The sequence below is a fragment of the Rhizobium sp. BK529 genome (assembly GCF_014194105.1).
Taxonomy (GTDB): Bacteria; Pseudomonadota; Alphaproteobacteria; order Rhizobiales; family Rhizobiaceae; genus Rhizobium.
Genome location: NZ_JACIAU010000001.1, coordinates 1204203 through 1217618 on the forward strand (window position 1 = coordinate 1204203; position 13416 = coordinate 1217618).

The 13416-nt window shown below is 63.2% G+C and carries 15 protein-coding genes; 11 read left to right on the forward strand and 4 right to left on the reverse strand.

Going from position 1 to position 13416, the window contains the following annotated elements; genetic code table 11:
- Positions 1-19 precede the first annotated feature (19 nt).
- Entirely contained in the window at positions 20-472 is a 453-nt protein-coding gene (locus FHX08_RS06100) for a TspO/MBR family protein (protein WP_245508217.1), read from the forward strand.
- Positions 473-559: 87 nt separating this feature from the next.
- On the forward strand, positions 560-1363 hold the full coding sequence (locus tag FHX08_RS06105) for a class I SAM-dependent methyltransferase (protein ID WP_184326994.1): 804 nt from the start codon (positions 560-562) through the stop codon (positions 1361-1363).
- 60 nt (positions 1364-1423) lie between these two features.
- Here FHX08_RS06105 and FHX08_RS06110 read toward each other — a convergent pair whose 3' ends face one another.
- On the reverse strand, positions 1424-2239 hold the full coding sequence (locus tag FHX08_RS06110; protein WP_132651810.1) for a hypothetical protein: 816 nt from the start codon (positions 2237-2239) through the stop codon (positions 1424-1426).
- A gap of 136 nt (positions 2240-2375) precedes the next feature.
- The gene (locus FHX08_RS06115; protein WP_132651809.1) at positions 2376-2624 is read right to left on the reverse strand and encodes a hypothetical protein; all 249 of its coding nucleotides are present in this window, start codon (positions 2622-2624) and stop codon (positions 2376-2378) included.
- Positions 2625-2718: 94 nt separating this feature from the next.
- Between FHX08_RS06115 and FHX08_RS06120 the strand changes: the two genes are divergently transcribed.
- Both FHX08_RS06120 and FHX08_RS06125 read left to right on the forward strand, forming a co-directional pair.
- On the forward strand, positions 2719-2943 hold the full coding sequence (locus tag FHX08_RS06120) for a hypothetical protein (RefSeq protein ID WP_132651808.1): 225 nt from the start codon (positions 2719-2721) through the stop codon (positions 2941-2943).
- 174 nt (positions 2944-3117) lie between these two features.
- Positions 3118-3807 carry a type 1 glutamine amidotransferase domain-containing protein gene (locus tag FHX08_RS06125; protein ID WP_184326995.1) on the forward strand — a complete coding sequence of 230 codons (690 nt, stop codon included), beginning with the start codon at positions 3118-3120 and terminating at the stop codon, positions 3805-3807.
- 40 nt (positions 3808-3847) lie between these two features.
- Here FHX08_RS06125 and FHX08_RS06130 read toward each other — a convergent pair whose 3' ends face one another.
- On the reverse strand, positions 3848-4480 hold the full coding sequence (locus FHX08_RS06130; RefSeq protein WP_184326996.1) for a DUF5074 domain-containing protein: 633 nt from the start codon (positions 4478-4480) through the stop codon (positions 3848-3850).
- Between the two features lie 27 nt (positions 4481-4507).
- Positions 4508-5728 (reverse strand): helix-turn-helix domain-containing protein, encoded by a 1221-nt coding sequence (locus FHX08_RS06135; RefSeq protein WP_184326997.1) that lies wholly within the window; start codon positions 5726-5728, stop codon positions 4508-4510.
- Positions 5729-5845: 117 nt separating this feature from the next.
- Between FHX08_RS06135 and FHX08_RS06140 the strand changes: the two genes are divergently transcribed.
- From FHX08_RS06140 to FHX08_RS06170, 7 genes are all read left to right on the forward strand, one after another.
- Entirely contained in the window at positions 5846-6628 is a 783-nt protein-coding gene (locus FHX08_RS06140; RefSeq protein WP_184326998.1) for a thioredoxin family protein, read from the forward strand.
- Entirely contained in the window at positions 6628-6912 is a 285-nt protein-coding gene (locus tag FHX08_RS06145) for a hypothetical protein (RefSeq protein WP_184326999.1), read from the forward strand. Before FHX08_RS06140 ends, FHX08_RS06145 begins: the two co-directional genes overlap by 1 nt.
- Before the next feature lie 332 nt (positions 6913-7244).
- Positions 7245-8501, forward strand: coding sequence for an MFS transporter (locus FHX08_RS06150; RefSeq protein WP_184327000.1), 1257 nt, complete (start codon positions 7245-7247; stop codon positions 8499-8501).
- Between the two features lie 179 nt (positions 8502-8680).
- The gene (locus tag FHX08_RS06155; RefSeq protein WP_184327001.1) at positions 8681-9883 is read left to right on the forward strand and encodes a GGDEF domain-containing protein; all 1203 of its coding nucleotides are present in this window, start codon (positions 8681-8683) and stop codon (positions 9881-9883) included.
- Between the two features lie 90 nt (positions 9884-9973).
- Complete coding sequence (locus FHX08_RS06160) at positions 9974-10327, forward strand: DMT family protein (protein WP_132651801.1); 354 nt, start codon at positions 9974-9976, stop codon at positions 10325-10327.
- A gap of 120 nt (positions 10328-10447) precedes the next feature.
- Complete coding sequence (locus tag FHX08_RS06165; protein WP_184327002.1) at positions 10448-12001, forward strand: DUF1800 family protein; 1554 nt, start codon at positions 10448-10450, stop codon at positions 11999-12001.
- A 68-nt stretch (positions 12002-12069) separates the two neighbouring features.
- Positions 12070-13242 carry a DUF1501 domain-containing protein gene (locus FHX08_RS06170; protein ID WP_184327003.1) on the forward strand — a complete coding sequence of 391 codons (1173 nt, stop codon included), beginning with the start codon at positions 12070-12072 and terminating at the stop codon, positions 13240-13242.
- Positions 13243-13416 lie beyond the last annotated feature (174 nt).

The window sequence follows — 13416 nt, forward strand, 5'->3', positions numbered from 1 at the left end:
ACTGAAAGCGGGGGGCCCGGTGCATCGGTTCGATCATTATCTGGTTTTCATCCTGCTGGCGCTCGGCGGCGGGCTTCTGATCGGCATTATGAGCCCGTCGGGCGAATGGTATGACACGCTCGCCAAACCCTGGTTCACGCCGCCGAACTGGCTCTTCGGTCCGGCCTGGACGATCCTCTACTTCCTGATCGGCATTGCCGGCGCGCGGACCTTCGAGCACAGCAGGAATTCACCTGTCATGATGGTCTGGATTGTCCAGCTCGCCTTGAACTTTGCCTGGTCGCCGGCCTTCTTCGGCCTGCAGCTTCCCGCACTCGGCCTCGTCATCATCATCGCCCTGCTGGTGCTGATCTTCGTCTTTATCGGGTTGTCGTGGCGGCGGGATCGGCTGGCATCGGTGCTGTTTATTCCCTACGGCTTCTGGGTCGCCTATGCCACCGCGCTCAATGCCGCTGTTGTCGCGATGAATTAGGGGCTCGTACCGCTTGCCGCAGTGTCCGCGAGCCCTAAAAATAAAGGGGCATTGTCCTGTTTATGTCGCTTCTTGGGGGAGGCTGCGATGGCGTCGAGTTTCAATGTCGAAAGTGCAGAGGGTTACGAGCGGCTGATGGGGCGCTGGAGCAAGAGGCTCGCGCCTGGCTTCATCGATTTCGCCGGGCTTGCCGATGGCGAGAGCGTCCTCGATGTCGGCTGCGGCACGGGAAGCCTGACCTTCACGCTGGCGGAAAGGCCTGGTCTCAAATCGATCACGGCCATCGATTTTTCGCCCGTCTTCGTGGAGGCGGCCGGTCAACACAACACCGATCCGCGCATCACGATTCAGGAGGCCGATGCCTGCGCGCTGCCCTTCGAGGATGAAAACTTCGACCGGGCATTCTCGCTGCTCGTCCTGCATTTCGTGCCGGAGGCCGGCAGGGCGATAGCCGAGATGCGGCGCGTCGTGCGGCCGGGCGGCACCGTGGCCGCTGCCGTCTGGGATCATTATGGCGGCATGTCTGGCATGCGCATGATGTGGGATACGGTCGCCATGATCGACAGCAATGCGCGGGCGATGCGCCACCGCTATTCATTCCAGCCGATGATGCGGCCAGGGGAAATGAAGGCAAGCTTCCTCGGCAACGGCCTTGTCGATGTCGAGGAGACGTCGCTGACAATCCGCATGGATTACGATTCCTTCGACGATTACTGGGCGCCGATCGCCGCCGGCGAAGGCCCGCTCGGCAAATATGTGACGGGGCTGGATGCCTATACGCGCACGAGGGTCGATACGGCGGTGCGGGATGCCTATGAGGCGGGAGAGCCGGACGGTCCGCGCTCCTTCGCCTCGGTCGCCTGGGCCTGCCGGGGCAGGGCGCCCGACTGAGGTTGGGGACGGCATCTGGCAGGGTGACAGCAGCCGGCTGCCGTCACCGGTTGGAGGCTCTCAAGTCCGGCGAGAACCCTGCGACTGGTTCTGGCCGTCGCCGCTCTGCGACTGCGACTGGCCGCCGTCACGCTCCGCCATCATCCTGCGGGCGCTGCCTTCGATCGTCTCGCTGCCGTGTGGTGCCGTTTTCGGGACGCCGACCTCGGGCTCATCGGTGGTCGCAGGCTGTCCTGTCGTATAGGCGCGTACGCGTGGCGAGCCGGTGTTGAGGTCGCGCTTGCCGACACGGAGCTTCTGCGGCTCGGATGGGGCTGTCTCGTCCGATACGGTGGAGGATTCCATTGCGCGCTCCGTAGCGCTCCTGTCCGGGGCGAAGGCGTCTTCCGTTACCGTCAGATCGTCCTCGGCGGCGGCGCGGCGGCGATCATGCGTGGGACTGGCAGCGGTCTGCCGCGAGGACCTTGCCTCCCAGCCTTCGCGCCGCCAATGGTCGGCGCGCTCATCCATGTCGATAGAGCCTTCATCGTCCAGAATGTCGTGTGCGGTCTCGTAGCTGGCATCGTCAACCTGCACGGAGACAAGGAAACCGCCACGGCGCAGGCCTTCGGCATAGGCGGCGCGGTCTTCATCGGGAAAGAGCCAGTCCTCCAGCTTCCACCAGAAGCCGGGACGGTCGTCGCTCGCGACATCGGCGCCGTTCGCATCGGCCTCATAGCCGGGCAGAAAACGGATCGAATCCGCCGGGATACCTGCATCCTCAAGCCGTGCGACGGCCTGTTCGGCGTCGTCGCGGCGGTCGAAAAGGGCAGTAAGCGTGCTCACTTGCGTGCCTGCGGCAGAGGTCGGGATGTTCTCGTTGCGGAGATTGGCCATGTGAATGACTCCCTTGGCTTCGCTTCACTGAATGCGCGCGAGGGCCGGCTCATGTCGAGAGAGGGCCCGGCTGCTCATAAGGTGAGAACAGCCACGATTCCCGAAGGTTCCATGACAAAAGCTCTTGTTTCGCAGGTTAGCGGCGGTGCGCGGATTTGCGGCGGAAATCGACGGTAATGACATTGAGGCCGGCGGGGTCCTGACCGGCCGGCGGAATGTCTCCCGGCTCCTTGGCGGCCGCTGGAATTGGCGCCTTTTGCATCTCGCCAGCCGTTCGCAGATCCCGCACGGTGCCATAGAGCTGCGCCACCAGCTTGCGATAATAATCGACGATGCGCTGATGCTCCTCGCGTGAAATGTAGCGTTCCTCAAACCACTGGATCATGACGGTCACCCGATTGGCTGAATGAAGGGAACGCTCGACCACGTGCAGCGGTTTCAGCGGGATCCAGATACGGTTAGTGCTTCATGAATGGAAATTGGGGCCGACCCGCCGCCGTTTATCCCAGCGTCGCCAGCACATTCGCCGCCGCTCTCAGATCCGGCGTGTCGCGCCCTTCCGTGAAGCGCTCGAAGACCGGCCGCAGCAGCGCCTCGGTGTCCGCCTTGCGATCCTGCCCGGCCCAAAGCAGGGCAAGGTCGGTGGCGGTGCGGATTTCCCAGGCTTTGGCGCCCTGGGCGCGGCTCCCTCTTTCGCCCGATAGCGGTATTCCCTTGTCACTCTTCTCCGCTACTTCCGCTCCAGACCTAAAACTTCTGGCAATTGCGCATCATTGATGCCGTCATGTGCGTGACGGCGGATCATCGGTTTCAGTGCTCATCAATGCGGCCCCGGCCAATCCCCAAGACTCAGCCAATCCCAAGGGAAGGAGAGTATCATGAAAGTTCTGATCGTATTGACCTCGCATGATCAGCTCGGCAATACCGGCAAAAAGACGGGCTTCTGGCTCGAGGAACTCGCCGCTCCCTACTATGCATTCCAGGACGCCGGCGCCAAAATGACGCTTGCTTCGCCGAAAGGCGGCCAGCCGCCGCTCGATCCCAAGAGCGACGAGCCTGACTTTCAAACCGAGCTGACCCGGCGTTTCAATGCGGACGAGGCGGCCAAGGCACGGCTTGCCAATACGGTGCGGCTCGACAGCGTCAATCAGGCTGACTACGACACCATCTTCTATCCCGGTGGCCACGGCCCGATGTGGGATCTGGCCGAAGACCCGCATTCCATCCGACTGATCGAATCCTTCATTGCAGCCGGCAAGACCATTGCTCTCGTCTGCCATGCGCCGGGTGTGCTGCATCGTGTCAAGAATGCCGATGGAACGCCATTTGTCGCCGGCTGGCATGTGACCGGCTTTACCAACGGCGAAGAGGAAGGCGTCGGCCTGACGAAGGTCGTTCCGTTCCTCGTCGAGGATGAGTTGCTGAGCCTTGGGGCGACCTTTTCCAAGGTCAAGGATTGGGGCGTTCACACAGTGACTGACGGCCAGCTGATCACCGGCCAGAATCCCGCATCGTCAGGCCCCGCAGCGCGCGTTCTGATCGACGCGCTGCGCAGACAGGGCAAGTAAACCGCTCGGTGAGACAGGCGCCTCGGGTGAAGCGCCTGTCTCACCGAGGCCGCCTGATTGCCCGCACCGTGGCGGCTCCACCGGTGCCGGCATAAAACAGATCGCCGCCGTCGGATTCCAGCCCCGAAACACCGTCTCCTTCAGGCATGTCCAGCCGCTCCAGCACTTCGCCGGTCTTAGGGTCGATGCGGCGCACGTCGCTCGCGTCGTCCTCCCATGTGGCGTGCCACAGCTCGCCATCAACCCAGGTGACACCCGTTACGTGCCGTTTGGATTCGATCGTGCGCAGGATCTTGCCCGTGTCCGGGTCGATCTCGTGGATGCAGCGGTCGCGGTACTGGCCGACCCAGAGGCTGCCCTCGCACCAGGCAAGGCCGGAATCGCCGCCATTGCCAGGGGCAGGGATGGTGGCGACGACGGTGCCGGTTTCGGGGTCGATCTTGCGGATCTTGTCCTCACCGATCTGAAAGAGATAGCGCCCGTCGAAGGCGGTACCGGCATGGGCGGCGACATCGATGGCGCGGGTTTCTGTCCCGCTCTCGGGGTCGAGCGCATGCAGCTTGTCGCCCGAGGCGAACCAGACATGCCGGCCATCATAGCTGACGCCGTTGACACGCGGTGCGTCCTCAAAGGGGCCGTATTCGCGGATGATCTCTGCCTTTGCCGTCTTCATGGGTTCATCCTCTCTTTCGGACCGATGTTAGTCGCTCGGCAGCGGGCCGGGGAGTAACAATGTTGTCGGGAAGCCGACGACCGGCGGCATCATCCAGCGCCGCGCGCGACCATTGCCGAAGAACTGTACCTTGCCGGCTTCGCCAAGGGCGTCCAGCGCCCGCTGCACCGTGCGCGGGCTGGTGGAAAGCGCGATCGAAAGCGCCGTGCTGGACCAGGATTCGCCATCGGCAAGAAGAGCGAGCAGCGACGCATGTTCCTCCTCGACCGGCGGGGCGAGCACGACGACCTTGCGCCCATCGAGCGGGGTGAGCGCGAAGCCGAGGCTCGTCGCCTTGACCTCGGCAAGGCTTGCAAAGGCGGCACGCAGCCGACCGATCTCGACGCGCAGCCGCGCGCGATGAGATTCATCGGCATGGCGGGCGCGAAAGGCGCGGGCAAGGAGCTGGGAGCGGGAGACATCTTCTGGTGCGGCCTCGGCAAGCGTGCGCGCCAATGCGAAGAGAACCGGGCGGCTGGCGAGCGGGACGATCTCGGCGCCGGCTCGCACCACGTTGCGGCAGGCATCGACGACGAGCACGCCGGACCCGAGCAGCGCCTCGACCTCTTCGAGCTGCAGCAGGCGTTCGGCGCCGTCGGTAATCAGCCGGGCGGCCGGCGCGTCCAGAACCTTTGCCGCATCGCGCACTTCGACGGCAAGCGCGGGTATACCAGCCTTCGACGCCGCTTCGGCCGCCCTTGCCAGGGCCTCGCGGGCCTGTCCGGTGCGCAGCCGGCGAATTGCGACGCCGGCAACAGCGAGCTCATGGCCGGCGCGGGCGGCCGGCGGCAGCGGCGAGGGGTCGAGATCGGCAAGCAGCTTTTCGGCAGCATCGAGATGGCCGATCAGAAGCAGGCGGCGGATCTGCAGATTGCGGGCATGGGCGGCATTGACGCGATCGCCGCGTCTTGAGAGCGTGGCGCGGGCTGCTTCCAGCGCCTTTTCCGGCCAGGCGAGATCGCGCGAAACAAGGGCGATTTCGGCTTCCGCGACGATGCAGCGGGCGCGCGCCACCGCTTCCCGCGGGCCGAAGGTTTTGGTGGCACTTTTGAGCAGCGCCTTGGCGCGGCCGAGATCGCCGAGCTGGGCCATGGCAATGCCGCGCAGCGCCAGCGCCGGCGGGTCGTCGCGCAGCGCCACGCGCTTCATCGCCCCGATCGGATCGCCCTTGGCGAGCGCCTGGGCGGCCGCTGTTATCAGCGAGTCCATCGGAATCCCGTCACACTTGTAACTCCCACCCCTCGTCTATCAAGACCTAAGTTATTCCTCATCGGCAGGCAACGGCCCGCCGTCACGCATGTTTCAAAGCAAGTGAGGAGAAGAACCATGATGATGCACAAGACCGGAACACGGGAAGACTGGCTCAAGGCGCGGCTGGCGCTGCTCGAAGAGGAAAAGGCGCTGACGCGCCGCAGCGACGAGATCGCCGCCAAGCGTCGGGAACTGCCTTGGGTGAAGATCGAGAAGGATTACCACTTGGAGACGGAAGCCGGCATGGTGCCGCTGTCGGCGCTCTTCAAGGGCCGTTCGCAGCTCTTGATCTACCATTTCATGTTCGGCCCCGACTATACCGCCGGCTGCCCATCCTGCTCGTCGATCGCCGACGGCTTCAACGGCGTCACCGTGCATCTTGAAAATCACGATGTCGCCTTCAGCGCCGTTTCCCGGGCGCCGTTTGCCAAGCTTCTCGACTTCAAGAAGCGCATGGGCTGGAGCTTCGATTGGGCCTCGTCCGAGCGTAGCGATTTCAACCGCGACTTCAATGTATGGTTCACGCCGGAAGAACAGCAGAGCGGCGGCATCGAATATAACTTCCGCCGCGAACCGCCGATCCCCAATGTGCTGCAGAAGCAGGAACCGGGCGCCGAACAGAGCCCTGCCGATCTCATCGCCTCGATGACCGGTACGGATATCAACACGTTCGCCCGCGAGCGCCCAGGCCTTAGCTCCTTCATCATGCAGAACGGCGACATTTACCACACCTATTCCTCCTATGCCCGCGGGCTGGATGGCGTCTGGGCCATGTACCAGTGGCTCGACCGCGCACCGCTGGGGCGCAACGAGGAGGGCGTCTGGTGGCGCCACCACGATCGCTACGAGGCAGCCTGATGCGCCCGTCAGCATCCGTATCAGAGGCCGGCAATTCTGCCGGCTTCCACCTGCCATCGGCCATCGCGGGGGGCCTATCCTTCGCGGCGGCCCCGACCTTTGCGGCCATGGCAGCGCTTTCGGCGAGCGAGCCGTCGGCCGACATGATCTGCTCGATGGGCGGCATGCCGATGGATGGAGCGTCGCTTTTCGGCGGGATGGTGCCGATGTATCTGCTGATGAGCCTGTTTCACGTCGGGCCGTGGCTCAGGTGGATGGGCGGCGAGGGAGGCTTTTCCCACTGAAGACCCCGCCCCAAACCCCTCCCCACAAGGGGGAGGGGCTTAACCTGCTGCGCTCGCTTTCCAAATCTTCGGCGTTTCGAAAGTAGTGAGACGGTGCCGCGGGCCAGTCCCTCCCCCTTGTGGGGAGGGGTTGGGGAGGGGTTTTAACGGCAGCCAGCACCCAGATATCTTAAACAAACCACCCCCCAATCGCGCCAACGTGATGGAACCCGGTCAGCAACCCTGACGTTTCCGAGGCGCTGTCTTCCGACAGCACGCTCACCCTGACACCCCTTCCGACGGCACCCGGAATTGCCCCGCTTTGCCGCCGCTTTCGGACGGAGGAAATGCATATGTCCGCATTGGCAAACCTGCGCGCGCTCACGCCGCAGCAGCGCAACGCCGTTATCGCCAGCTATCTCGGCTGGACGCTCGACGCTTTCGATTTCTTCATTCTCGTCTTCGTTCTCAAATATATCGCCGAGGAGTTTCATACCGACGTTCCCACTGTTTCCGTAGCAATCTTTCTCACCCTTGCCATGCGGGCGCTCGGCGCCCTGATCTTCGGGCTCGCGGCAGACCGCTACGGGCGGCGTATCACGCTGATGGTAAACGTGCTCGCCTATTCGCTCTTCGAGTTCCTCACCGGTTTTTCGACCGGGCTCACCATGTTCCTGGTGCTGCGCGCCCTCTATGGTATCGCCATGGGCGGAGAGTGGGGTGTGGGCGCCTCGCTCGTCATGGAGACCGTGCCGGGAGACAGCCGCGGCATTGTCTCGGGCATCCTGCAGGCGGGTTATCCCTCCGGCTATCTGCTTGCTTCGCTCCTGTTCTTCCTGCTGTTTCCGGTCATCGGCTGGCGCGGCATGTTCTTCGTCGGCGTGCTGCCGGCGCTGCTGGTCGTCTACATCCGCAGCCATGTTCAGGAGAGCCCGGCCTTCGTGAAACGCCAGCAGCAAGGCCGGGGCCGGCCGTTCCTGACGGTGTTGCGCGGCAACATTCCGCTCTTCATCTGGGCGGTGTTGCTGATGACTGCCTTCAACTTCTTCAGCCACGGAACGCAGGATATCTACCCGACCTTCCTCGAAAGCCAGCGCAACTATTCGAGCTGTACGGTCGGCGCGATCGCCATTGTCTATAATATCGGTGCCATCGTGGGCGGGCTGTTCTTCGGCGCCCTGTCGCAGCGCATCGGGCGCAAGCGGGCAATCGTCATTGCGGCACTGGTCGCCGTGCCGGTGGCGCCCCTTTGGGCCTATGCGCCGGGGCCGGTGCTGCTGGCGACCGGCGCTTTCCTGATGCAGTTCTTCGTGCAGGGCGCCTGGGGCATCGTGCCGGTGCATCTGAACGAGCTTTCGCCTGACGAAGTGCGCGGCACATTCCCCGGCTTCGCCTACCAGCTCGGCAATCTGCTGGCCTCGGGCAATGCAACGATGCAGGCGGGGCTCGCGGCCCGCTGGAATGGAGATTACGCGACCGCTTTGGTCATTGTGGCCGTGATCGTCGCCGTCATCGTCGCGGCGCTTTCGGGCTTCGGTTATGAGAAGAAGGATGTGCGCTTCGGCACGGAGGAAGCGGAAGCACCCGATGGCGCGATGCATCGCGCCTGACTTCTTCTCGATGGAGGCCGCGCCCGGTGCGCGGCCTTCTCCATTTTCGCGGTCGGACGGGCTCTTGGTCCATGCCGTTTCGATCCCGTACAAAGAAATCTTCCCCTAGGTCTTTCTTAACGCAATCAGTCTAATTTCATATCGCGCCGGCTATATATTGCATCCCGCCGCGAGGGTTCATGGATAGTAATTTCGCCTTCCTGCTGCCGGTCATGATGCTGATTTTCGGCAGCACGTTTCTGATCGTCGGCCGGTTTGGATCGCGCGAGGCGAAACTCTGGGGACCGGGTTATCTCTTTGCTGCGGCCGCCTTCGGCGTTCCGCTGATCGATGGTTTCGTCGCCGACCGCACGGCCTCGCTGATTGCAGATGCGCTGTTTCTGATATCGTTCATTTTCTATTCCGGTGCGTTGCTTTGCCGTTTTGGCCGTCCTTCCTATCTGCTGCCGCGCTTGGTTTTCACCGGAGTGATGTATGCGGGCATCCTCTACGCGGCGCTGGTGGCCGAGAGCACGCCGATCGAATTCCTGCTCGATGATCTCGGTTGCGTGTTGCTGCTCACCTTTGCCATTGTCATGAGCCTGCGGCGCGTGCGCCATGTGGCCGACAGGGCATTGCTGGTGGCAGCGACGCTCGTGGTCGCCGAGACGGTTATCCGCAATGTTGCTTTCGTTTTCATTGCACCCTCCTATGGCGGGCCGGACGGCTTTCTCGCCTCGAACTATGCCTTCGCCATGCAGGCCGGAGCCTCCATTCTGGCGCTCGTCTTTGCGCTATCGGCGCTTGCGGCCGCAACGCTCGACACGATTATCGCCCATCGCGACGCAGCTGAACGCGATCCGCTGACCGGCATGCTGAACCGGCGCGGCTTCGACCGTATGATCGAGGAAAGCAGGGGCGTGGAAGGCGCCGTCATCATCTGCGACATCGACAATTTCAAATGGGTGAACGACACGTTCGGCCACGGACCCGGCGACGAGGTGATCCGCGCCTTTGCGGAGATGCTGCAGGCGCGGTTGCCGGAAGGCGGCTTTGCGGCGCGTTTCGGCGGCGAGGAATTCGTGATCGTCCTGCCTTCGGCGCCGTTGATGGCGGGTGCCGATTTCGCCAACCGGGTGCGGCTTGCCTTTGCCGCCATTGACCGCACGGCGATCGGCTTCGACGGCGGGCCGATCGGTTTCGACGGCGGGATCACCGCCAGCTTCGGCGTTGCCGGCGCCGATGCTGCCGATCGTTCTCTCTACGAGCAGATCGCACGGGCCGATAAAGCGCTCTATGCCGCCAAGGAGGCCGGGCGCAACAGGGTGATGGTCGAGGGCGAGCCGCCAAGCGACATGTCCGGGCCGCGTCTTTATTACGCATCCGAGAAATACGGCTGTTGAGCGAATATTAGCCAATCGTGACTTGATTGGCCGAAAGCCGCTGTTAAACGTGCGCCCTCTATTCGTTTGGGTTCAGTCATAGGATCAACAATGCCCTTTTCCCTCAACCCGGCAGCCTTCTGGCCGGTGATCATGCTCTTTGCTTCCAATATCTTCATGACCTTTGCCTGGTACGGGCACCTGAAGCATAAGGGCAGCGCAATCTTCCTCGCCATCATCGCCAGCTGGGGCATCGCCTTTTTCGAATATTGCCTGGCGGTGCCGGCGAACCGCATCGGCTCGTCCGTCTATTCGACGGCGCAGCTGAAGACGATGCAGGAGGTCATCACCCTACTGGTGTTCTCGGGTTTCTCGATCTTCTGGCTCGGCGAGAATCTAACCTGGAACCATGCGATAGGCTTCGCTCTGATCGCGGTTGGTGCTTCGTTCATTTTCCGTGCATGATCTCAACGATTTCAACAGATTACAAATCGTCCATGTCGGCAAATTGCCGCAATTCCTACAGATTGCCGTCGTAATTCACTGAGACCTTATCACCATCTGACGATGAAGAGGTGAGCGGTCATGAGCCTGTCTTTTCCGACGATGGCGGCGATCCGGTTCGGTTACGGGTTGCGGCCGGGCGAGGCGCCGCCGCAGACCAAGGATGATCTGATCGGGCAGGTGACGCGCGGTGCTGACATCGTGCCGGCCTTTCCCGTCGGCGGGATCGAGGCGCGGCATACGCAGATCCTCGACCTGCAGGACAGGCTCAGGCAGATCAGACAGGCCGACGGCGACGATCTTGCCCGCCGACAGCAGCGGCGCCTGCTGCAGCGCCGGGCGCAGGTGCTCTTTCAGATGGATGCCAATGCGCGGCTGCTGCAGGCAGTGCTTTCGCCTAATGGTTTCAACGAGCGACTTGCCACCTTCTGGACCAACCATTTCTCCACCAGTGCGGCGAAGAGCCTGCCGATGCGGCTGATCGTGCCGCTTTACGAGGCCGAAGCGATACGGCCCTATATGGGCGGCAAGTTTGCGACGCTATTGCGCAGCGCCACCGAACATCCTTCCATGCTGATCTATCTCGATCAGGCGCAGTCGCTGGGACCGGATTCGAAGGGTGGCATGCGGCGCAACAAGGGGCTCAACGAAAATCTCGGCCGCGAGCTTCTGGAACTGCACACGCTGGGTGCGGGCAGCGGTTATACGCAGGCCGACGTGCGCGCTGCGGCGATGGTGCTGACGGGCTTGACGATCGACCCGAAGGAAATGGAGACAGCCTTTCGCCCGCAGATCTCCGAACCAGGCGAATATCAAGTGCTCGGTGTCAGCTATGGCGGGGCGAAGCGCACGCGCAAGGACTACCTTGCCATGCTCGACGATCTTGCCGCCCATCCGAAGACGGCTGAGCATATCAGCCGCAAGCTCGCGGTGCATTTCATCTCCGACCAGCCGCCGCAGGAGATGATCCAGGTCATGAGCGAGACGTGGAAGAAGACCGATGGCGAACTCTCCGCCGTCTACCGCGCCATGCTCGATCACCCAGCCGCCTGGGCCGACGAAGGCGCCAAGGCGCGCCAGCCTTTCGATTATATCGTCACCGGCTTGCGGGCGCTGAACAGCGGTTCGGGTACGGGAGATGTCGCGGCCTTCATGCAGGCCCATCAGAGGGATGGCGCCACCGACGACGATGCGATGGCGCAAGCCATGTCACCTGACAAAGACATGGCACCAAACAAGAATGCGGCCCCCGACGCCGATATGCAGGCGATGAAGGCGCCGCCGAGCCCGGACGACGAGGCGCGCATCAAGCGGCGCAAGGCGTTCCAGATGGCACGCGCGCTCGGGCAGGGCGCTCTTCGCCGCATGGGCCAGCCGACATGGCTGCCGCCGAGCCCGGCCGGTTTCGAGGAGAGTTTTTCGGCCTGGATTACCGCCAGCCAGCTCTCTGAGCGGCTTGCCTGGGCCAGACGCGCCAGCGCTCAGTTCGGTAGGGACGTCGATCCGCGCGAATTCTTGAAGGCGACGCTGGCGGACGCCGCCCGCGACGAGACGATCCGCGTCGTCTCGCAGGCGCCGAACAAGATCAGCGGGCTGACGCTGGTTCTGGCGTCTCCCGAATTCAATCGTCGATAGAGTCTGTTTTCACGCAATTTCGCCCGCAAAACGCTCAAGCACCTGCTGGAATTGCCTAGGAGCCCGCCATGACAGAGTTTACGCTTTCCCGCCGCGGTTTTCTGACATCGGCTTGCTGCCTTGCCGCAGCCCCCATTTTTACGCCGGTTACCTTCGCGGCCATGCCAGGCGACAACCGCTTCGTGACGATCGTACTGCGCGGGGCGATGGACGGGCTCGATCTGGTGCAGCCTTACGGAGATGCCGGTTTTGCCGCCTTGCGGCCGACGCTGTCGCTGACGCCGGATAAGGGGCTCATCGATCTCGACGGGCATTTCGGGCTCAATCCGGCAGCGGCCGATCTGATGCCGCTCTGGAAGGCGAGGGAGCTTTCTTTCGTTCATGCCGTCTCCACGCCCTATCGCGACCAGCGCAGCCATTTCGATGGGCAGGACATGCTCGAATCCGGCGGCGAGCATGTGGCCGAGGAAAAGACGGGCTGGCTGAACCGGGCGCTCGCCGTCATTCCGCGTTCGGATGCGAGGAAGGCGATCGACGTCAACACCTCGACCGAGCTGATCCTGACCGGGCCGAACAATGTCGATGTCTGGGCCTCCGATTCCAATCTGGGGCCGGCCAAGGACGAGATGCAGTTTCTCATGCGGCTCTATGCCGGCGATCCGCCCTTTGCGAAGGCGATGGAAGACGCGACCCGCGCCAACAGCGCGTCGATGATGGCCGAACCTTCCGGCCAGCGCGGCGAGAAGATCACCGATGTCGCCGCCCTTGCCGGCAGCATGCTGAAGGGCGACTACCGCATCGCCAGCTTCTCGATCACAGGCTGGGATACGCATGTCGGCCAACGTGGCCAATTCAAGCGGCCAGTGCAGGATCTGGCGCAGGCGATCACGACGCTGAAGGCCACGATGGGCGCCGATCTCTGGTCGAAGACGGTGGTGCTGGCCATGACGGAGTTCGGCCGCACGGTGCGGGAGAACGGTTCTGCCGGCACGGACCACGGCACGGGCGGCTGCGCTGTGCTGGCGGGTGGTGCCGTCGATGGCGGGCGCATTCTCGGCAAATGGCCGGGGCTTGGCGATGGCGCGCTGCTCGATGACCGCGACCTGATGCCGACGGCGGATGTGCGGGAACTGGCGGCGGCGATGCTGTACCGGCAATTCGATGTCTCGGTGGAAGACCTGACGGGGAAGATTTTCCCGGGGCTGAGTTTTGATGGGGGGTCGCAGTTTTTGCGGGGTTAATGGGAGAGGCTGCGCGTCCACCGCCATTGCGGCTTCGCGACGGCCTCGACGCGGCGAAAAGACCCCGCCCCAAACCCCTCCCCACAAGGGGGAGGGGCTTAAGTTGCCGCGCTCGCTTCCCATAGGGCGAACGTTTCGGGAAGTGCGGGCGGTGCCACAGGTTAGTCCCTCCCC

Bases quoted from the DNA above. Each gene is read 5' to 3' on its own strand.
- FHX08_RS06105 (WP_184326994.1), top strand. From the start codon at position 560: ATGGCGTCGAGTTTCAATGTCGAAAGTGCAGAGGGTTACGAGCGGCTG.
- FHX08_RS06110 (WP_132651810.1), bottom strand. From the start codon at position 2,239: ATGGCCAATCTCCGCAACGAGAACATCCCGACCTCTGCCGCAGGCACG.
- FHX08_RS06115 (WP_132651809.1), bottom strand. From the start codon at position 2,624: ATGATCCAGTGGTTTGAGGAACGCTACATTTCACGCGAGGAGCATCAG.
- FHX08_RS06125 (WP_184326995.1), top strand. From the start codon at position 3,118: ATGAAAGTTCTGATCGTATTGACCTCGCATGATCAGCTCGGCAATACC.
- FHX08_RS06130 (WP_184326996.1), bottom strand. From the start codon at position 4,480: ATGAAGACGGCAAAGGCAGAGATCATCCGCGAATACGGCCCCTTTGAG.
- FHX08_RS06135 (WP_184326997.1), bottom strand. From the start codon at position 5,728: ATGGACTCGCTGATAACAGCGGCCGCCCAGGCGCTCGCCAAGGGCGAT.
- FHX08_RS06140 (WP_184326998.1), top strand. From the start codon at position 5,846: ATGATGATGCACAAGACCGGAACACGGGAAGACTGGCTCAAGGCGCGG.
- FHX08_RS06145 (WP_184326999.1), top strand. From the start codon at position 6,628: ATGCGCCCGTCAGCATCCGTATCAGAGGCCGGCAATTCTGCCGGCTTC.
- FHX08_RS06150 (WP_184327000.1), top strand. From the start codon at position 7,245: ATGTCCGCATTGGCAAACCTGCGCGCGCTCACGCCGCAGCAGCGCAAC.
- FHX08_RS06155 (WP_184327001.1), top strand. From the start codon at position 8,681: ATGGATAGTAATTTCGCCTTCCTGCTGCCGGTCATGATGCTGATTTTC.
- FHX08_RS06160 (WP_132651801.1), top strand. From the start codon at position 9,974: ATGCCCTTTTCCCTCAACCCGGCAGCCTTCTGGCCGGTGATCATGCTC.
- FHX08_RS06165 (WP_184327002.1), top strand. From the start codon at position 10,448: ATGAGCCTGTCTTTTCCGACGATGGCGGCGATCCGGTTCGGTTACGGG.
- FHX08_RS06170 (WP_184327003.1), top strand. From the start codon at position 12,070: ATGACAGAGTTTACGCTTTCCCGCCGCGGTTTTCTGACATCGGCTTGC.